We start from the raw sequence: 17,735 nt of genomic DNA, 5'->3' as shown, positions 1-17,735 counted from the left end.
TTCAACCTCGAATAATAACGATTAAGGTTCATCATGGCGGGGCAAACTCTCAACCCTAACCTCCTACTTGCCGTACCTCTGGCGCCGTTGCTCGGCGCTGCGATTGCGGGCTTGTTAGGTACTCAATTCTTCGGCAACCTGGTCGGCCGCAAGACGTCGCACACCGCGACGATCCTCGGCGTGCTGGTCGCGTTCATCCTGTCGGCGCTGACGCTGATGGATGTGCTCGACGGCGCCCGCTACAACGACACCCTGTACACCTGGATGACGGTCGGCACCCTCAAGATGTCGGTCGGCTTCCAGATCGACGCCCTGTCGGCGATGATGATGTGCGTGGTCACCTTCGTCTCGCTGATGGTGCACATCTACACCATCGGCTACATGAAGGACGACGACGGCTACAACCGCTTCTTCGCCTACATCTCGCTGTTCACCTTCTCGATGCTGATGCTGGTCATGGCCAACAACTTCCTGCAGCTGTTCTTCGGCTGGGAAGCGGTGGGTCTGGTCTCGTATCTGCTGATCGGCTTCTGGTACACCCGGCCGACGGCGATCGTCGCCAACATGAAGGCCTTCCTGGTCAACCGCGTCGGCGACTTCGGCTTCATCCTCGGCATCGGCCTGCTGCTGGCCTACGCCGGCACCATGGACTACCAGGAAGTGTTCGCCAAGCGCGAGCAACTGGCCACGCTGACCCTGCCGGGCACCGACTGGATGCTGCTGACCGTCGCCTGCATCTGCCTGTTCATCGGCGCGATGGGCAAGTCGGCCCAGTTCCCGCTGCACGTCTGGCTGCCCGACTCGATGGAAGGTCCGACCCCGATCTCCGCGCTGATCCACGCCGCGACCATGGTCACGGCCGGCATCTTCATGGTCACCCGCATGTCGCCGCTGTTCGAACTGTCCGACACCGCGTTGTCCTTCGTGCTGGTGATCGGTTCGATCACCGCGCTGTTCATGGGCTTCCTCGGCATCATCCAGAACGACATCAAGCGCGTCGTCGCCTACTCGACCCTGTCGCAACTCGGTTACATGACCGTCGCGCTGGGCTCGTCGGCCTACTCGATCGCCGTGTTCCACCTGATGACCCACGCCTTCTTCAAAGCGCTGCTGTTCCTTGGCGCCGGCTCGGTCATCATCGGCATGCACCACGACCAGGACATCCGCAACATGGGCGGCCTGCGCAAGTACATGCCGATCACCTGGATCACCTCGCTGCTGGGTTCCCTGGCGTTGATCGGCACGCCGTTCTTCTCCGGTTTCTACTCGAAGGACAGCATCATCGAAGCGGTCGCCGAAACCCACATCTGGGGCGCCGGCTTCGCCAACTTCGCCGTGCTGGCCGGTGTGTTCGTCACCGCCTTCTACTCGTTCCGCATGTACTTCCTGGTGTTCCACGGTGAAGAGCGCTTCGGCAAGGCCCACGCCCACGATGCCCACGACGCGCACCACGCGCCGGCCAAGGACGCCCATGCCGCCAAGGATGCGCACGGCCACGACGCCCACGCTCACGACGACCATGGCCACGACGACCACGAGGAAGAGCACCACGGCCTGGCCCCGGGCCAGAAGCCGCACGAGTCGCCGTTCGTCGTCTGGTTCCCGCTGGTGATGCTGGCCATCCCGTCGGTGGTGATCGGTTACCTGACCATCGGTCCTATGCTGTTCGGCAAATTCTTCGACGGCGTGATCTTCGTCAGCGAACACCACCAGGCGGTGGAAAAGCTGGCCGAGGAGTTCCACGGTCCGCTGGCGATGGCGCTGCATTCGCTGACCTCGCTGCCGCTGGGCCTGGCCTTCGCCGGTGTCGCTTCGGCCTACTACTGCTACATGATCAACCAACGCGTGCCGGCCTGGTTCTACGCCAAGTTCCGCGCCGTCCATACGCTGCTCGACAACAAGTACTACATGGACAAGTTCAACGAGGTGGTGTTTGCCGGCGGCGCGCGCGCCCTGGGCAACGGCCTGTGGAATGTCGGCGACAAGACCCTGATCGACGGTCTGTTGGTCAACGGCAGCGCCAAGGTAGTGGCGTGGTTCTCGGCACTGACGCGTCTCGCGCAGACCGGCTATATCTACCACTACGCGTTCGTCATGATCCTCGGCATTCTGGGGTTCCTGGTCTACTTCCTGCCGTTTTGGCACGCCTAATTAGCTGACACGCAAAGAGATAACGATAACCATGATGCAGTCAATTTCTTCCCTTCCTCCCTACCTGAGCCTGGCGATCTGGGTTCCGGTCCTGTTCGGGCTCCTGGTCCTGGCCCTGGGCCGGGACAGCAACGCCGGCCTGGTCCGCGTCGGCTCGCTGATCGGCGCCGTGGTCAGCTTCCTGACCACGATCCCGCTGATCACCAACTTCGACAACGCCGCCCACGGCATGCAGTTCGTCGAGAAGACGCCGTGGATCGGCCGCTTCAACATCTTCTACTCGCTGGCCATCGACGGCCTGTCGCTGTGGTTCATTCCGCTGACCGCCTTCATCACCGTCATCGTGGTGATCTCGGCCTGGCAGGTGATCCAGAAGCGCGTGGCGCAGTACATGGGCGCCTTCCTGGTGCTGTCCGGTCTGATGATCGGCGTGTTCGCCGCCATGGACGGCCTGCTGTTCTACTTCTTCTTCGAAGCGACCCTGATCCCGATGTTCATCATCATCGGCGTGTGGGGCGGCGAGAACCGCGTGTACGCCTCGTTCAAGTTCTTCCTCTACACCTTCTTCGGCTCGCTGCTGACCCTGATCGCCCTGGTCTACCTGTACAACGTCTCGGGCACCTTCGACATCCTGGCATGGCACGCCTTCAAGCTGACGATGAAAGAGCAGATCTTCATCTTCCTGGCCTTCCTGATGGCCTTCGCCGTCAAGGTGCCGATGTTCCCGGTGCACACCTGGCTGCCCGACGTCCACGTCGAGGCGCCCACCGGTGGTTCGGCCGTGCTGGCCGCCATCATGCTGAAACTGGGCGCTTACGGCTTCCTGCGTTTCTCGCTGCCGATCACGCCTGACGCCTCGCACTACCTGGCCAACTTCATCATCGCCCTGTCGCTGATCGCCGTGATCTACATCGGCCTGGTCGCGCTGGTACAGAAGGACATGAAAAAACTGGTGGCTTACTCGTCGATCGCCCACATGGGCTTCGTCACGCTGGGCTTCTTCGTCTTCAACGACATCGCGGTGCAGGGCGGTATCGTGCAAATGATCTCGCACGGCTTCATCTCCGGCGCCATGTTCCTGTGCATCGGCGTGCTGTACGACCAGGCCCACTCGCGTCAAATCGCCGATTACGGCGGAGTCGTCAACAAGATGCCGAAGTTCGCCGCCCTGTTCATCTTCTTCTCGATGGCCAACTGCGGCCTGCCAGCGACCTCCGGCTTCGTCGGCGAGTTCATGGTGATCCTCGGCGCCGTCCAGTTCAACTTCTGGATCGGCATGCTGGCCGCCACCGCGCTGATCTTCGGCGCCGCCTACTCGCTGTGGATGGCCAAGCGCGTCATCTTCGGCAAGGTCGCCAACCACCATGTGGCTGAACTGAAGGACATCAACGCACGCGAATTCCTGATGTTGGGCATTCTGGCGGTCGCCGTGCTGGCCATGGGTCTGTACCCAGCGCCGTTCACCGACACGATGCAAACCTCGGTCGCCGACCTGCTCAAGCACGTCGCCCAGACCAAGCTGCCTTAAGAAGAAAACGGAAACGCATACATGAATACCACCAACATGATCCCGCTCTACGCAGAAATCTTTCTGCTGGTCGCCGCTTCGGCGATCCTGCTGATCGATATGTTCCTGTCCGAGGGCAAGCGTTCGATCACGTACGTACTGTCGTTGCTGACCCTGGCCGGTTGCGCCTGGTTCAGCCTGGCCGATTTCAACGCCGGCACCACGGTGTACACGTTCTCGAACATGTTCATCTCGGACCCGATGTCGAACCTGCTCAAGCTGTTCACCTACCTGGCCGTGGCCATGACGCTGGTCTATTCGCGCACCTACGCCACCGACCGTGGCATGCTGTCGAACAACCTGGGCGGCGAGTTCTACGTGCTGGCCCTGTTCTCCATGCTGGGCCAGATGGTGATGATCTCGGCCAACAACTTCCTCACCGTCTACCTGGGCGTGGAACTGATGTCGCTGGCGTTGTACGCGCTGGTCGCCCTGCGTCGCGACGACGTCAAGGCCACCGAGGCGGCGATGAAGTACTTCATCCTGGGCGCGATGGCTTCCGGTTTCCTGTTGTACGGCATCTCGATGTTGTACGGCGCCACCGGCACGCTGGACCTGACCCTGGTCGCCAAGGCCGCCGCCAGCGGCACCGTCAAACCGACCATCCTGGTGTTCGGCATCGTCTTCCTGGTCGCCGGCCTGGCCTTCAAACTGGGCGCCGTGCCGTTCCACATGTGGGTGCCGGACGTCTATCAAGGTTCGCCGACCGCCGTGACCCTGCTGCTGGGCGGCGCGCCCAAGCTGGCCACCTTCGCCATCTGCATCCGCCTGCTGGTGGAAGGTCTGCTGCCGCTGGCAATCGACTGGCAACAGATGCTGATGGTGCTGGCCGTGATGTCGCTGGCGGTGGGTAACCTGACCGCCATCGCGCAGACCAACATCAAGCGTATGCTGGCCTATTCGACCATCGCGCAAATGGGCTTCGTCCTGCTTGGCCTGCTGGCCGGCGTGGTCGGCACCAATTCGAGCGGTGCCGCCGGCGCCTACAGCGCCGCCATGTACTACGCCATCACCTACGTCATGACCACGCTGGGCAGCTTCGGCGTCATCATGCTGCTGGCCCGCGCCGGTTTCGAGGCGGAAGAGCTGGCCGACTTCAAGGGCCTGAGCAAGCGTTCGCCATGGTTCGCCGTGGTCATGTCGATCCTGATGTTCTCGCTGGCCGGCGTGCCGCCGATGATGGGCTTCGCCGCCAAGTTCTCCGTGCTGAACGCGGTGCTGGGCACCGGCCAGATCTGGCTGACCATCGTCGCGGTGATGTTCTCGCTGATCGGCGCGTTCTACTACCTGCGCGTGGTCAAGATGATGTGGTTCGACGAGCCGACCGACAATTCGCCGATCGTCGTCAACACCGACATGAGCATCGTCCTGAGCCTGAACGCCATCGGCGTGGTGGTGATGGGCATGCTGCCAGGCTCGCTGCTCAGCATCTGCCTGGACGCGATGCGCAAGACCCTGAACTCCTGAGATGGAGGCTTCATCGTCTAGCTGGTTGGTGATCGCGCTTGCCATGGCGGCCGCCAACCTGCCGTTCGTCAATGACCGCCTGTTCGCCCTCGTGCCGTTCAAATCGGCCAGCGGCGACCGGCGCGTGGCGGGGCGGCGCAAGCCGCTCTTGGTCCGCCTGCTGGAGATGATCGTGCTGTATCTGCTCGTCGGCGCGGCCGGCTTCGTGCTCGAAGCGCGCATCGGCAACGCCTTCCCGCAGACCTGGGAGTTCTACGCCATCACCGGCTGCCTGTTCATCGTCCTGGCTTTCCCCGGATTTGTTGTCCGCTACCTGCGCAAGCATCACGGCTGATACACTATCGTTCTTCCCCAACGGAGTGTGCATGGACAAGCATCTGAAAGAAACCCGCATCGACGGTGAACTGGTCTACAACGGCCACTTCCTCAAAGTGCAGCGCGACACCATCGCGCTGCCAGACGGCAAACACACCGCCCGCGAATATGTCCTGCATCCGGGCGCCGTCGTCATCCTGCCGCTGCTCGACGACGGCACGGTGCTGATGGAACGCCAATTCCGCTACCCCCTGCATCAAGTCTTCATCGAATTCCCGGCCGGTAAAATCGACCTGGGCGAGGAGCCGCTGGCCTGCGCCAAGCGCGAGCTGGAGGAGGAGACCGGCTACTCGGCCACCGACTGGCAGTTTGTCAGCACCATCCACAACGCCATCGCCTACTCGGACGAGCACCTCGATCTGTACCTGGCGCGCGGCCTGACCGCCGGCAAGGCGAAGTTGGACGAGGGCGAGTTCCTGGAAACCTTCACCGCCACCATCGACGAGCTGCTGCAATGGGTGCGCGAGGGAAAAATCACCGACGTCAAAACCGTCATCGGCATTTTCTGGCTGGACAAGCTCCGGTCGGGAGCCTGGAAACTGGACTAATCCATGCGCATTCGGCCGGCACAGGCTGCGCCGTACTCCGCCCAGGCGCGGACGGGCGCCGCCACGCCTGCCGTTTGGCTGGCCCGGTCGCCGGCATCGGCCTTGGGTCCGACGTTAGCTCTGATGCTGACCCTGGCCGCCAGCGCTGGTGTCGGCGCGGCGCCGGCCGGCGCGGCGGCGGGTGCTGCGGGCGTAGCGGGCGCAGCGGGTGCTGCGGGCGCGCGCACGCCGTTCCAGATCCGCTGCGAGGACTCGATCAGCAAGACGGTCTCGGTCCTGTCGGCGCAGCAGAACGGCTACACCATCGACAACCACCTGTCCTACCGTTCGCTGACGGTGATGAAGGGCGGCGGCCATGGCAACAGCGTGGTGCTGGGTATCACGCGCACCGAGTCGAAGGTGAAGGTCGGCCTGACCGGACCGGTGTTGCAGGACCCGGTCAGCGGCTACGAATGCATCGCGCCGCAGATCAAGGTGAGCCTGTACTACGTGCCGGTGGTGATCTTCGTCGGCAAGGAGTTCGAACCGGGCACCTGCATCTACCAGGAGGTGCTGAACCACGAGCTGCGCCACCTGCAGGCCTATATGGGCCATCTGCCCAAGGTGGAGCTGGTGGTGCGCGAGGCGCTGGCCAAGCGCTTCGAAGCCAAGCCGCTGTACGCGCCGACGGGCACCGCGCTGTCGGCGCTGGAGCACGAGATCGACAGCGGCTGGCTGCCCTTCATCAAGGCCGAGATGCAGAAGGTCGAGGCGCAGCAGGCGCAGATCGACACGCCGGAAGAATACGACCGCTTGAGCAAGGTATGCAACGGCGAAGTCCAGAACATGCTGCTGCGCGGGCGGCGCATCAACTAATTGACCATCCGATTGAGAAGCGCATGACAGCAGAAACACCAGCCGTGGCCGGCACAGCCAGCACACCCGGCACAGCCAGCACAGCCAGCACAGCCAGCATATCTAGCGCATCCGCGCCGCGCTACTTCGCGTTGATCCCGGCGGCCGGCGTCGGCGCGCGCATGGCGGCCGACGGCCCCAAACAGTACCTGAGCGTGGGCGGCAAACCGATGCTGCGCCACGCCCTCGACGCCTTCCTGGCCAGCCCGCTGATCGCCCACACTTATGTGGTGGTCAGCCCGGACGACGGCCAGATCGACGCCGTCTTGCCGCCGGCCGGCGTGACGGTGCTGCGCTGCGGCGGCGCCACGCGGATGGATTCGGTGCTGAACGCGCTGCGCGCGCTGCAAGGCGCGGTCGGCGAGGGCGACATGATGCTGGTGCACGACGCCGCCCGGCCCGGCCTGACGCCGGCGCTGATCGCCAAGCTGATCGCCGGCGTGGCCGGGCACCCGGCCGGCGGCCTGCTGGCGCTGCCGGTGGTCGACACGGTCAAGCGCAGCACGGCGGCCGAGGCTGGACCAGGGGCAGCAGTTGGATCTGGATCTGGATCTGGATCTGGGCCCGGGCCCGGGCCGGCCAAGGTGGCGACGGTGCCGCGCGACGGCCTGTGGCTGGCGCAGACGCCGCAGATGTTCAGCTACGCGCTGCTGGCGCGCGCCCTGGGCGCCGCCACCGACGCCAGCGCCATCACCGACGACGCCAGCGCCGTCGAGGCGCTGGGCCTGTCGCCGCGCCTGGTCGAGGGCCATCCGCGCAACCTGAAGGTGACGCTGCCGGCCGACATCCGCATCGCCGAGATGTATCTGGCCGAGCCGCAATGACCCACGTAATCGAACCCAAGGTGAACCCATGACGACTTCCGCACTCCCCGTATTACCGTTTCGCATCGGCCAGGGCTACGACTGCCACGCGCTGGTCGAGGGCCGCAAGCTGATTATCGGCGGCGTGACCATCCCGCACCACCTCGGCCTGCTGGGCCATTCCGACGCCGACGTGCTGCTGCACGCCATCACCGACGCCATCCTCGGCGCCGCCGCGCTGGGCGACATCGGCAAGCACTTCCCGGACACCGACCCGCAGTTCAAGGGCGCCGATTCGCGCACCCTGCTGCGCGAGGCGGCGCGCCGCGTGCGCGCCACCGGCTACGTGGTCGGCAACGTCGACGCCACCATCATCGCGCAGCGGCCGAAGATGGCGCCGCACATCGCCGCCATGTGCGCCAACGTCGCCGAGGATTTGGGCGTGGCCGTCGGCCAGGTCAACATCAAGGCCAAGACCAACGAGAAGCTCGGTTATCTGGGGCGCGAAGAGGGTATTGCCGCAGAGGCAGTAAGCTTGCTGCTGCGCCAGTAAACCGCCGCCTCCGCCCGGCGGGCGCCAACCCGGCCCACCGGCGCGGGCCGGCACGGGGCGGATCGCCTGACTTATCTCCTGCAAGTTCCATGGTTTAATTGGAAATTATTTTGTGGGGAAATGTTAACAATTCGTATAAATAATTTTTGCCCGCCAAGGTATTTTCTTTACATATTTGCATGCCTGGATAACCATCAGTTATGGGCGTAAGTTGTGCAAATAATATTTTTGTACATCCCGCCCATCTATCCAAAGTCGTATCGCACGGCGCGGCAGGTCGGGACAGTTGGGGCAGCGCGGTGACGGTGTGACACCCACCACTTTCACGGAGGCGAGTATGAATGTGCAGCAAATGTTGAAGCTTGGCGTTTCGGTCGTGGCCATCGCGGCCTGCTTTGGCGCGCAAGCGGCATCGAACGGCGTGACGGCGACCATCACGCCGGAAAAGAGTAGCCTTGGTTCCAGCGACGACGTGGTCGTCAATGTCACCATCACCAATACCTCGTCCAAGCCGCAGTACATTCTGAAATACCAGTTGCCCTCGGCCGACATCACCGAGTCGCTGTTCGACATCAGCCGCGATGGCGTCAAGGTCGCCTATTTGGGCAAGCACTTCAAACGCCGCAATCCGCGTATCGGCGAGTTCAGCGAGTTGCTGCCCGGCGCCTCGCTGAGCCAGCGCGTCGAGTTGAGCGCGCTGTACGACTTCAGCGTCAGCGGCGACTATTCGGTGCGTTACCACACCGCCTCGCTCAACCTGTTCAACGAGGCCGGCGCCGTCGAGGGCCGTGTCGCGCTCGACGCCGAAGTGGCAGCGGGCAGCGAGATCGGCGAGATCACCTCCGAGCCGACCCGGCTGTGGGTGGAAGGCGTGCTGCCGCGCGGCGCCGAGCCGCAAGCCTCGCCGCTGCTTGAAGCCATGCGCGAGCAATTGGCCGGCAGCCTGAGCTTCGCCAACTGCAGCGCTTCGCGGCAGAGCCAGATCACCTCGGCCGTGGCCGCCGCCAAGTCGATGGTCGCCAACGGCAGCAGCTATCTGAACGCCGGCACCGTCGGCACGCGCTACACCAAGTGGTTCGGCGCCAACAACGCCAGCCGCTACGCCACCGTCAAGACGCACTTCACCGCCATCAAGGACGCCTTCGCCAACAAGGCGGTGGTGGTCGACTGCGGCTGCACCGACAGCGCCTACGCCTATGTCTACCCGAACCAGCCGTACAAGATCTATGTCTGCAACGCTTTCTGGCCGGCACCGATCAGCGGCACCGACTCCAAGGGCGGCACGCTGGTGCATGAGATGAGCCACTTCACCGTCGTCGCCGGCACCGACGACTGGGCCTACGGCCAGTCCGCCGCCGCCAGCCTGGCGACCAGCAATCCGACCAAGGCGATCGACAACGCCGATTCGCACGAGTACTTCGGCGAAAACACGCCGTCGCTGCCGTAAGCGATTGAGGCGGAAAGGAAAGCCGGCCGGGTTCGCCCAGCCGGCTTTTTTTATTCTTGCGGCGGGGCGGTGTGGCTGAACTCGGCGCTGGCCGGGGGGATCGGGCTGGCGGCCTCGAGCGCCGCCAGGTCGCTCAGGTAGTCGCCGGCGTGGCTCAGGCGGTAGTGGTGGGGGCCGGCGGCGAAGGCGTAGCTGTGGGTGATGTCGATGGTATGGCTGTGGCTGCTGTGCGGCGGCAGTGTCAGGTAGTCCTTGGCGGTCAGCGGGCCGCGCTTGATCATCATGCCGATGTAGGGGATCGACTTGCCGCTGGCGGTGTCGACGATGTCGAACAGGCGGCCGGTCAGTTCGGTGGCGCTGGCCAAGGACTTTTGCACGTACACCGGATGGGCACTGCGGTTCTGCAAGGTGATCTGCACCAGCACCGTGCCGTCGCGGCTGTTCACCTTCAACTGTTCGCCGACCGCACCGGACGAGGGCGGCGGCGCGGCGTGGACCAGCGTGGATGCGCACAACAGCAGCGCGGCGCCGGTCCAGACTGCGAGTGGTGTAGTTATCATGTTTGCCTCCCGATTAAGCCGAGAGCTGATTGTGCTACGGTTTGCCGGATTCTCCTAGCGTTGCGACCCGCCGCCGAGCGCGCCGTGGCGCCGCTTGGCTTGGATTGACGGGGTCCGGGGGCGCTACAAGGCGGCGTCGACCAGCAGTTCCGGCCGCAGGGCGCGGATACGCAATTCGGTGAAGTAGCCGCCGGCCTCGTTGTAGCGCAGGAAGTGGCGGCCGCAATTCTGGCAGCACGCCACCTGGCTGCGGTTGCACGGGTAGTAGCGCGGCGCGATGGGGGCGTCTTCGCTGTCGTAGCGGGTGCCCCGCGGGTGGTATTCGAGGAAGGTCGGCTCGTCGTAGGGATCGTCGACCAGCGTGCCGATTTCTTCGAAGCGGTCCAGTTCCAGCGAGGTCGGCAGTTTCTGCCAAGCGGCCAGCGAGACCGTGCTGCAGCTGCATTTTGCCGTCACTGTGGCCGAAGCGGCGGCCAGTTGCGACAGGGCGGGGAAGTCGATTTTTTGCATGCGGTGCCAGTACAAGGAAAGGCCGGCGGCGAACAGGGCCGACGGCGAAATCCTATTCTAACGCAACATTGCACGTCCATTAAGCCGATCAGCGTTTGGATACGCCGTGCCGGACGAGGCCACCGAGGATGTGGCTAGCGTCCGCTTCTGGATGTTCGGCAGTGAGTTTGATGTCTTCATCCGCCATTTTTTTCAGACGCGCGAAGTCAGTTTTGGATGTGCTTGATGAGGATATCGATTTCCCGCCGGGTGGCTTTTCTGAATGAAATGGGGTGGATTTCATCTTCTGTCTCCGTATGTGCGATTGAAACGGCAAGATCTGCCAGAAAACCGAGTGTGATGAAGCGTTGCTCGGGATAGGGAAAACGATCATCTTTGAAGGTGAAGGTTGACCCGCAAAATACTTGTGCAACGTCGGCAAAATCGAGGCCATGGTCGCTCAGATTGCGCTTTTGTTTCGCCTCGCTCCACGTGAATCTTATCGAGTTCATTGTAGGTGACCTAGTTAGGGTGATCAAGCGTGCGCGGGGAACTCTGATTTTGTCGGAACTCAGCGGATGTGCCGTTCGAATTGCGCAAAGCCGATAGTGACTTGCAAGCGTATTGCCAAAACGTATATGTAAAAACGAAACAATTCGTTCGGATTTTCCGCAGGGGGCCTTAGGCTGTTTCTTGTTACCCAAGAGCATCGTTGCGCTGTCGCAATGGGTGCCCGGTGACGTCTCAACCGCCATGCCAGCCCCTGAAAGGAAACGCGTTTATGCCGTATCTGCAGCCAGCCTCGTCCCGTCGCGCCAGCGCCGTCCCGCAACCCACCCGCATCGCGCAAGCGATGGCGCTGCTGCACGGCTCGGCCGCGATGTTGTTGGCGTTGATGCCGGCCGCCGCGCTGGCCCAGTCGGCGCCGCTGGCCGGCACGGCCGCCGCCGCGCCGGAGGCGGTCATCGTCACCGGCGCGCGTGCGCTCGGCCGCACGGTGGCCAACAGCGCGGCGCCGGTCGACGTGATCGGCGCGCGCCAGTTGCTGGCCACCGGCAAGCTCAATCTGCTGGAGGCGCTCGACGCCGCGCTGCCGTCGTTCAACCTGCCGGCCCGGGTGCAGCCCGACCTGGGCAGCATCGTGCGCGCCGGCCAGTTGCGCAACCTCGATCCCTCGCACACCTTGGTGCTGATCAACGGCAAGCGCCGCCACACCACGGCCATCGTCAACGAGGACGGCTTCCCCGGCTCGGTGGCCAGCGACCTGTCGCTGATCCCGACCGGCGCCATCGCCCGCGTCGAGATCCTGCGCGACGGCGCCTCGGCCATCTACGGTTCGGACGCCATCGCCGGCGTCATCAACATCATTTTGAAATCGGACGACAGCGCCAGCGCCAGCACGCAGCTGGGCAGCACCTACGAGGGCGACGGCAGCAACGGCTATGTGCGGCTGGACGGCGGCCGCCGGCTCGGCGAGGGCGGTTTCGTCCACGTCGGCGCCGAGGTCAACCGGCAGGGCATCGCGGTGCGCAACTTCGCCCTCAATCCGGGCTACCTGTCCTACCCGGCGGTGCGCGTCAGCGACGGCCAGCCGGTCAAGCTGGGGCCGAACAATTCGCTGCCGGCGGGCGCCGTGCCGAACAGCGCCGAAGCGGGACGCAACAGCAATCCCTGGCGCAACACCGGCGTGCCGCAAAGCACCACCGTGGCGCTCAGCGCCAACGCCGGCTACGACCTGGGCGAGCAGGTGCAGCTGTACGGCTTCGGCACCTTCGCCCAACGCGACGCCAAGTCGGCGCAGAATTTCCGTCTGCCCAATTCGATCTTCAATAACAACAAGGGATTGCTGGCGCTCTACCCGGACGGCTTCACGCCGTATGAGACCACCAAGGAAAACGACTTCGGTTTGACCGCCGGCATCAAGGGCGAGAGCGGCGCCTGGTCGTGGGACCTGAGCGCCACCTACGGCCGCGACGACATCGACGCCGGCGTCGAGCATTCGGCCAACTACTCGCTGGTGTATCCGGGCGGGCCGACCGACTTCTATGTCGGCAACCAGCGCTACAGCCGTTTGACCACCAACGCCGATCTGCGCCGCCAGTTGGCGGTGGACGGCCTGGCCGCGCCGCTCGACCTGAGCCTCGGGCTGGAGTATTCGCATGAGGCGCAGCAGCGCAGCGCCGGCGAGCCGGCGTCCTACTTTGGTGCCGGCTCGTCGTCGCTGTCGGGCTATCTGCCGGTCGACGCTTCCGACACGGCGCGGCACAACTACGCCGCCTATGTCGGACTCGGCCTCAAGCCGCTGCCGCAGTTGTTGCTGGATACGGCGTTGCGGGCGGAGAAGTATTCCGACTTCGGCAACAAGGTGGCCGGGCGCCTGTCGGCGCGCTACGACCTGGATGCGGTGTATGCGCTGCGCGGCACGGTCAGCAACGGCTTCCACGCGCCCAGCCTGGTGACGCAGTCGTACTCGAACACCTCGGACCACGCCGGCGTGCCTTACACCCTGGCGCAACCGAACTCGGCGGCGGCGCGGGCGCTGGGCGCGCAGGCGCTCAAGCCCGAGCAGTCGCGCAACTACACGGCCGGCCTGACCATCAACCCGACGCCGACCTTGCGCCTGGCCGTCGACGCCTACCAGATCCGCGTCGACGACCGGCTCGGCGTGTCGTCCGACATCGGCATCGACCGTAGTTCCGGCCAGGCCTTGGACGGCAGCGGCCAGCCGCTCAGCGCGGCCCAGGCGGCCACGGTCGAGGCGCTGCTGCGCGGCGCCGGGCTGACGGTCGGCAACGGTCTGGTCGCCCACTACTTCCAGAACGTCGGCGACACGCGCACCCGTGGCCTGGACCTGACCGCCGAGGATGTGCTGAATGTGGCCGGCGGCAAGCTGCGCTGGAACGCCGCCTTGAATCTGAACAAGACCAGCCTGCTGCGCACGGCGCCGCTGCCGGCCGCGCTGCAGGGCCTGCCGAACATCGACACGCTGAACAAGGCGGCCGAGTACGACCTGCTGTACCGCGCGCCGTCGGACAAGGAGATCGTCGCGCTGGCCTACGAGAACGGCGCCTGGAGCGTGAACCTGCGCCAGACCCGTTACGGCAAGCTCAAGCGGCTCAACAACGTCACCGGCGGCGACTACCATCTGCGCGCCGAATGGGTGACTGATGCGAGCGTCGGCTACCAGGTGTCGCGCGGCATCAACCTGACGGTGGGCGCCAACAACCTGTTCAACCGCAAGCCGCAGCAACTGCCGCGCGAGGCGCGCAGCGCCGCCAACCTGGCGCAATACAGCGGCGCCTACGACAACTCCGGCCCGCTCGGCGTGCTGGGCGGCTACTACTACGCGCGCGCCACGGTGCAGTTCTGAGCCGCGCCCAACTTTGATGATGGAGGGAATGACTATGTCTGAAGAAAACGTTACCGGCGCCGAGGCGCTGGACCAGGAATGGGCCAATTTGCTGTCGCCGCCACGGCGCGCCGTACTCAGGCGCGGCGGCGTGGTGGCCGCGTTGGCGGCCACGGCGTGGAGCGGTGCGGCCGCCGCCCAGCAAGCCGGAGCGGGCGCGGCGGCCGCTGCGGCGGGGCAGGGCGGCGCTGTCGGTGCGGGCGCCGGCAAGGCGCGCGCCGCGCCGGTCGGCAAGAGTCCCTGGGGCTACGCCACCGACAAGGCGCCGACGCCGCGCCCGGCCAGCGTGCGTCCCGGCGAGCAGGCGTTGCCGGCCAAGCCGCGCGCCTACACCGATATTGAGAGCTACCACGCGCACATCTATTTTGATGAGGACAGTTACCAGAAGGCGGCGCAGATCCGCAAATGGGCCGCCGAGCGCTTCAGCATCGAGCTGGGCGACTGGAACCTGGAGCCGCGCGGGCCGCACGTGACGCCGTCGTTCTACTTCGGCTTCAACAACGATCTGCTGCCGGTGATCGTGCCCTGGCTGCAACTGAACAGCCTGGGCCTGACCATCCTGATCCACCCCAACACGGAGGACCCGCGCGCCGACCACCTGTACTACGCGCTGTGGGTCAACCGCTCGCAGCCGGTCAACGCCTACGCGATGAAGAAGCCGGGGCCGGACGAGCCCAAGGTCGAGCAAATCTTCATCAACACGCGGCCCTCGGTGAAGCTGGAGAGCTAGGCTTAGATCGGGAAGATCAGGCAGGTGGTGGTGGCGAAGGCGTACAGTTTGCCGTTGGCGTCGGTGATGCGGCCCTCGGCCACGGCGACCTGGCCGCCGACGCTGACGACCTTGCCCTCGGCGCGCACCGGGCCGGTTTGGTCGGTCATGCCACGGATGTAGTTGACCTTCAATTCCAGCGTGGTGTAGCCCTTGCCGGCGGGTAGGGTGGTGTGGATCGCGCAGCCGACCGCCGTGTCGAGCAGGGTGGCGGCGTAACCGCCGTGCACCGCGCCGCTGGGGTTGTAGTGTTCCTGGCCGGGCGTGCCTTGGAACACGGCGCGGCCGTGTTCGACGCTGATCGGCAAAAAGCCCAACAGCTTGGCGATGGGCGGCGGTGGCAGTTCGCCGCTGCCTATGCCGCCGAGGAACTCCAGTCCGCTGCGCTCGCGCAATTGCTCGCGCGAGGCCACACCCGGCTCGCCCATGCGCGCCTGCATCGCCGCCGCCTCGGCATGCCAGGTGTCCAGCGTGCTTGCTTCCTTCGGTGTATCCAATGTTGCGTCCATGGTGGTCGTGCCCTTCGATTGATCTAATGGTGTGGAAATAGGTGTGGGTACACTATAATGCATTTCATGAATCATGTGTATCTACACCTATTTTGATGAGCAAGCCAGACAATTCCCCCGGTTTCCCCGGTTCCCCTTTTTCCGCCTGGCGCGGCTGCACCTGTTTCGAACTGCGCAAACTGACGCGCACGGTGACGCGGCTTTACGATCAGCATCTGGCCGTGGCCGGCTTGAAGACCACGCAGTATTCGCTGCTGATGTACGTGAAGCACGAGGCCTTGCCGGTGACGCGCCTGGCGGCCTTGCTGGGCGTCGAGCGGACCACGCTGAGCCGCAACCTCAAGCCCTTGTTGGCGGCGGGCTGGGTGACCTTGCAGCCGGGCACCGACCCGCGCCAACGCATCGTCACCATCAGCGCGGCCGGCGGCGCCAAAGTGCGCGCCGCGCGCGCCGCCTGGCGTCGCGCGCAGGCCGAGCTGGAGCAAACGCTGGGAGCGGAAGCGGTGCAGGCGCTGCACGGGCAAATCGAGCTGTCGATGGCGCGGTTGGCGCCGTTGCTGGAGGCGGGAGCGCCCTGAGGGCTGTGTTTGTGGTTGTCGAAACAATATCACATAAAATATTTATATAAGCGCTTATATAAATCCTGCTAACATAGCCACATGAAACAAGGACTCGGAACCCAATTACGACACCTGATCGAACTGCTCGATGGCGCAGTCCAGCAAGCCTATGTGGACGCGGGCCTGGATTATCGGCCGCGCTACACGCCGGTGATGCAGATACTGGCCCGGCAGCAAAGCGCGACCATTGGTCAACTGGCCGAACTGGCGGGTATCACGCAGCCTGCGGCGACGCAAACGGTGGCGCTGATGAAGAAGGAAGGCCTGCTGCTGGTGCTTGCCGGCGGCGATGACGGCCGGCAGCGCGTGGTGCGCCTGAGCCCCCAGGGCGAAGCTATGCTGCCCCGCCTGCAGGCGTGCTGGCAGGCGACCCGGCGCGCGGCCGACAGGCTGGATGTGGAAATGGAATTCCCCTTGTCGGCGTGCCTGGCGCAGGCCATCGCCGTCCTTGAGCAGCGCTCCTTCGGCGAGCGTATCCGCGACGCAAGCAAGCAAGTACCACCAACTCCCTGAGGAAAGCGATTATGGAAAATACTCTGAGCATGGCAAGAAACAATTCTACTCTGGCATCGCGCTTGATGACCCATCCGCTGGTCCGCATTGTGCTCGGCGTTGTGCTGACCTTTGCCGCCGTACCGCTGACGATGATCGTCGCCTCCAAGCTGGTGGACAAGCCGTACCGCATCGTGTGGCCGCAGTTGCTGGCCGCCGTGCTGGTGTGGTTCGGCTACCGCTTCTATGTGCGGCGGATCGAAAAACGGCAAGCGACCGAGCTGGCGACGTCGGGCATGGCGCGTGAGCTGGGGATCGGCCTGCTGCTCGGCGCCGGGCTGGTGGCGCTCACCTTTGCCGTGCTGGCGGCGCTGGGCGCCTACCGCTTCGAAGGCGTCAACACCCCGAACCTCATGCTGCTGGTGCCGCTGGCCGAGCTGGCGCTGGTCGGCATGGCCGAGGAGATGATGTTCCGTGGCGTGGTGTTCGGTGTCACCGAACGTTCCTTGGGCAGCAAGGCCGCCATCGTGATATCCGCGCTGGTGTTCGGCCTGGCCCATATGCCGAATGAGGGCGTGTCGTTGCTGGCGGTCGGCGTGATCATCGCCTACGGGGTGTTGCAGGCCGCGCTGTACATGAAGACGCGCCGCCTGTGGATCTGCATCGGCACCCACGTCGCATGGAATTACTGCCTCAGTCAGGTGTTCTCGGCGACCGTGTCGGGCCATGCTGGTGCCGACGGCCTGCTGCGCGGCGAGCTGACGGGCAATGCCATGTTGACCGGCGGCGCGTTCGGTGTGGAAGGTTCGCTGATTTCCCTGTTGCTGATTGCGGCCGTCGCCGCGTTCTGGCTGCGCCGGGCCTTTGCCGGCCGGGTGGTGGCAAAGACGTGAGATGATTTGCTGCGGAGTTCAAGGCGCGTTGATGATTTGCTGTGGACGCCAAGGCACGCTGCGCGGGTTGGACTGCCGCGCCGCACAGCAGCCGGAACGGTAGTTGTCAACAAAGTTGTCGCGTCACTTCATGCAGCCAGCTTCACTAATTCAGGTTCAGCCCGTTCCGGATTGAGCCAAACCTCGTCC

18 protein-coding genes are annotated in these 17,735 nt (G+C 64.5%); 14 read left to right on the top strand and 4 right to left on the bottom strand.

The window, feature by feature from the left end:
• Nucleotides 1-33: 33 nt before the first annotated feature.
• The 9 genes from nuoL to H7U20_RS04925 all read left to right on the top strand — a co-directional run bounded on the left by nuoL (nucleotide 34) and on the right by H7U20_RS04925 (nucleotide 9,805).
• Complete coding sequence (gene nuoL, locus H7U20_RS04965; RefSeq protein WP_199518506.1) at nucleotides 34-2,151, top strand: NADH-quinone oxidoreductase subunit L; 2,118 nt, start codon at nucleotides 34-36, stop codon at nucleotides 2,149-2,151.
• A gap of 31 nt (nucleotides 2,152-2,182) precedes the next feature.
• Nucleotides 2,183-3,679 (top strand): NADH-quinone oxidoreductase subunit M, encoded by a 1,497-nt coding sequence (locus H7U20_RS04960; protein ID WP_199518505.1) that lies wholly within the window; start codon nucleotides 2,183-2,185, stop codon nucleotides 3,677-3,679.
• 21 nt (nucleotides 3,680-3,700) lie between these two features.
• Nucleotides 3,701-5,185: an NADH-quinone oxidoreductase subunit NuoN gene (gene nuoN, locus H7U20_RS04955; protein WP_199518504.1), complete on the top strand. Its 1,485-nt coding sequence runs from the start codon at nucleotides 3,701-3,703 to the stop codon at nucleotides 5,183-5,185.
• A 1-nt stretch (nucleotide 5,186) separates the two neighbouring features.
• On the top strand, nucleotides 5,187-5,519 hold the full coding sequence (locus H7U20_RS04950; RefSeq protein ID WP_199518503.1) for a DUF2818 family protein: 333 nt from the start codon (nucleotides 5,187-5,189) through the stop codon (nucleotides 5,517-5,519).
• Between the two features lie 31 nt (nucleotides 5,520-5,550).
• Nucleotides 5,551-6,108 carry an NUDIX domain-containing protein gene (locus H7U20_RS04945; RefSeq protein WP_199518502.1) on the top strand — a complete coding sequence of 186 codons (558 nt, stop codon included), beginning with the start codon at nucleotides 5,551-5,553 and terminating at the stop codon, nucleotides 6,106-6,108.
• A 123-nt stretch (nucleotides 6,109-6,231) separates the two neighbouring features.
• Entirely contained in the window at nucleotides 6,232-6,963 is a 732-nt protein-coding gene (locus H7U20_RS04940; protein ID WP_199518501.1) for a hypothetical protein, read from the top strand.
• 23 nt (nucleotides 6,964-6,986) lie between these two features.
• Complete coding sequence (gene ispD, locus H7U20_RS04935) at nucleotides 6,987-7,826, top strand: 2-C-methyl-D-erythritol 4-phosphate cytidylyltransferase (protein WP_199518500.1); 840 nt, start codon at nucleotides 6,987-6,989, stop codon at nucleotides 7,824-7,826.
• 28 nt (nucleotides 7,827-7,854) lie between these two features.
• The gene (ispF, locus tag H7U20_RS04930; protein ID WP_199518499.1) at nucleotides 7,855-8,358 is read left to right on the top strand and encodes a 2-C-methyl-D-erythritol 2,4-cyclodiphosphate synthase; all 504 of its coding nucleotides are present in this window, start codon (nucleotides 7,855-7,857) and stop codon (nucleotides 8,356-8,358) included.
• 337 nt (nucleotides 8,359-8,695) lie between these two features.
• Complete coding sequence (locus tag H7U20_RS04925) at nucleotides 8,696-9,805, top strand: M35 family metallo-endopeptidase (protein WP_199518498.1); 1,110 nt, start codon at nucleotides 8,696-8,698, stop codon at nucleotides 9,803-9,805.
• A gap of 50 nt (nucleotides 9,806-9,855) precedes the next feature.
• On the opposite strand, the gene H7U20_RS04920 is transcribed toward H7U20_RS04925, so the two are convergent.
• The 3 genes from H7U20_RS04920 to H7U20_RS04910 all read right to left on the bottom strand — a co-directional run bounded on the left by H7U20_RS04920 (nucleotide 9,856) and on the right by H7U20_RS04910 (nucleotide 11,609).
• Entirely contained in the window at nucleotides 9,856-10,365 is a 510-nt protein-coding gene (locus H7U20_RS04920; RefSeq protein ID WP_199518497.1) for a hypothetical protein, read from the bottom strand.
• Between the two features lie 123 nt (nucleotides 10,366-10,488).
• On the bottom strand, nucleotides 10,489-10,875 hold the full coding sequence (locus H7U20_RS04915; RefSeq protein WP_199518496.1) for a hypothetical protein: 387 nt from the start codon (nucleotides 10,873-10,875) through the stop codon (nucleotides 10,489-10,491).
• A 206-nt stretch (nucleotides 10,876-11,081) separates the two neighbouring features.
• Nucleotides 11,082-11,609 carry a BrnT family toxin gene (locus H7U20_RS04910; protein ID WP_199518495.1) on the bottom strand — a complete coding sequence of 176 codons (528 nt, stop codon included), beginning with the start codon at nucleotides 11,607-11,609 and terminating at the stop codon, nucleotides 11,082-11,084.
• 26 nt (nucleotides 11,610-11,635) lie between these two features.
• Between H7U20_RS04910 and H7U20_RS04905 the strand changes: the two genes are divergently transcribed.
• On the top strand, nucleotides 11,636-14,224 hold the full coding sequence (locus H7U20_RS04905; protein ID WP_199518494.1) for a TonB-dependent receptor plug domain-containing protein: 2,589 nt from the start codon (nucleotides 11,636-11,638) through the stop codon (nucleotides 14,222-14,224).
• A gap of 34 nt (nucleotides 14,225-14,258) precedes the next feature.
• Nucleotides 14,259-14,993 carry a DOPA 4,5-dioxygenase family protein gene (locus tag H7U20_RS04900; RefSeq protein ID WP_199518493.1) on the top strand — a complete coding sequence of 245 codons (735 nt, stop codon included), beginning with the start codon at nucleotides 14,259-14,261 and terminating at the stop codon, nucleotides 14,991-14,993.
• Between the two features lie 2 nt (nucleotides 14,994-14,995).
• Here the strand turns inward: H7U20_RS04900 and H7U20_RS04895 are convergent, their stop codons facing one another.
• Complete coding sequence (locus H7U20_RS04895; RefSeq protein ID WP_199518492.1) at nucleotides 14,996-15,541, bottom strand: PaaI family thioesterase; 546 nt, start codon at nucleotides 15,539-15,541, stop codon at nucleotides 14,996-14,998.
• 95 nt (nucleotides 15,542-15,636) lie between these two features.
• Here H7U20_RS04895 and H7U20_RS04890 point away from each other — a divergent pair, with 95 nt between their 5' ends.
• The 3 genes from H7U20_RS04890 (at nucleotide 15,637) to H7U20_RS04880 (ending at nucleotide 17,546) form a co-directional block, all read left to right on the top strand.
• On the top strand, nucleotides 15,637-16,119 hold the full coding sequence (locus H7U20_RS04890; protein ID WP_233410510.1) for a MarR family winged helix-turn-helix transcriptional regulator: 483 nt from the start codon (nucleotides 15,637-15,639) through the stop codon (nucleotides 16,117-16,119).
• A gap of 81 nt (nucleotides 16,120-16,200) precedes the next feature.
• Nucleotides 16,201-16,674 (top strand): MarR family winged helix-turn-helix transcriptional regulator, encoded by a 474-nt coding sequence (locus H7U20_RS04885; RefSeq protein WP_199518491.1) that lies wholly within the window; start codon nucleotides 16,201-16,203, stop codon nucleotides 16,672-16,674.
• A gap of 65 nt (nucleotides 16,675-16,739) precedes the next feature.
• Nucleotides 16,740-17,546 carry a CPBP family intramembrane glutamic endopeptidase gene (locus H7U20_RS04880; protein ID WP_233410509.1) on the top strand — a complete coding sequence of 269 codons (807 nt, stop codon included), beginning with the start codon at nucleotides 16,740-16,742 and terminating at the stop codon, nucleotides 17,544-17,546.
• The last annotated feature ends 189 nt before the right edge of the window (nucleotides 17,547-17,735 follow it).

Origin of the sequence: Rugamonas violacea (assembly GCF_016461825.1) — a bacterium.
GTDB lineage: Bacteria > Pseudomonadota > Gammaproteobacteria > Burkholderiales > Burkholderiaceae_D > Rugamonas.
Note: the sequence above shows the minus strand (reverse complement) of the source record. Positions and strands in the feature narration are given on the sequence as shown.

Coding starts and splice junctions, on each gene's coding strand:
- H7U20_RS04895 (WP_199518492.1), bottom strand. CDS start 15,541: ATGGACGCAACATTGGATACACCGAAGGAAGCAAGCACGCTGGACACC.
- H7U20_RS04925 (WP_199518498.1), top strand. CDS start 8,696: ATGAATGTGCAGCAAATGTTGAAGCTTGGCGTTTCGGTCGTGGCCATC.
- H7U20_RS04945 (WP_199518502.1), top strand. CDS start 5,551: ATGGACAAGCATCTGAAAGAAACCCGCATCGACGGTGAACTGGTCTAC.
- H7U20_RS04960 (WP_199518505.1), top strand. CDS start 2,183: ATGATGCAGTCAATTTCTTCCCTTCCTCCCTACCTGAGCCTGGCGATC.
- H7U20_RS04885 (WP_199518491.1), top strand. CDS start 16,201: ATGAAACAAGGACTCGGAACCCAATTACGACACCTGATCGAACTGCTC.
- H7U20_RS04915 (WP_199518496.1), bottom strand. CDS start 10,875: ATGCAAAAAATCGACTTCCCCGCCCTGTCGCAACTGGCCGCCGCTTCG.
- nuoN (WP_199518504.1), top strand. CDS start 3,701: ATGAATACCACCAACATGATCCCGCTCTACGCAGAAATCTTTCTGCTG.
- H7U20_RS04905 (WP_199518494.1), top strand. CDS start 11,636: ATGCCGTATCTGCAGCCAGCCTCGTCCCGTCGCGCCAGCGCCGTCCCG.
- ispF (WP_199518499.1), top strand. CDS start 7,855: ATGACGACTTCCGCACTCCCCGTATTACCGTTTCGCATCGGCCAGGGC.
- H7U20_RS04890 (WP_233410510.1), top strand. CDS start 15,637: ATGAGCAAGCCAGACAATTCCCCCGGTTTCCCCGGTTCCCCTTTTTCC.
- H7U20_RS04950 (WP_199518503.1), top strand. CDS start 5,187: ATGGAGGCTTCATCGTCTAGCTGGTTGGTGATCGCGCTTGCCATGGCG.
- H7U20_RS04920 (WP_199518497.1), bottom strand. CDS start 10,365: ATGATAACTACACCACTCGCAGTCTGGACCGGCGCCGCGCTGCTGTTG.
- ispD (WP_199518500.1), top strand. CDS start 6,987: ATGACAGCAGAAACACCAGCCGTGGCCGGCACAGCCAGCACACCCGGC.
- H7U20_RS04910 (WP_199518495.1), bottom strand. CDS start 11,609: ATGGCGGTTGAGACGTCACCGGGCACCCATTGCGACAGCGCAACGATG.
- H7U20_RS04880 (WP_233410509.1), top strand. CDS start 16,740: ATGACCCATCCGCTGGTCCGCATTGTGCTCGGCGTTGTGCTGACCTTT.
- H7U20_RS04940 (WP_199518501.1), top strand. CDS start 6,232: ATGCTGACCCTGGCCGCCAGCGCTGGTGTCGGCGCGGCGCCGGCCGGC.
- H7U20_RS04900 (WP_199518493.1), top strand. CDS start 14,259: ATGTCTGAAGAAAACGTTACCGGCGCCGAGGCGCTGGACCAGGAATGG.
- nuoL (WP_199518506.1), top strand. CDS start 34: ATGGCGGGGCAAACTCTCAACCCTAACCTCCTACTTGCCGTACCTCTG.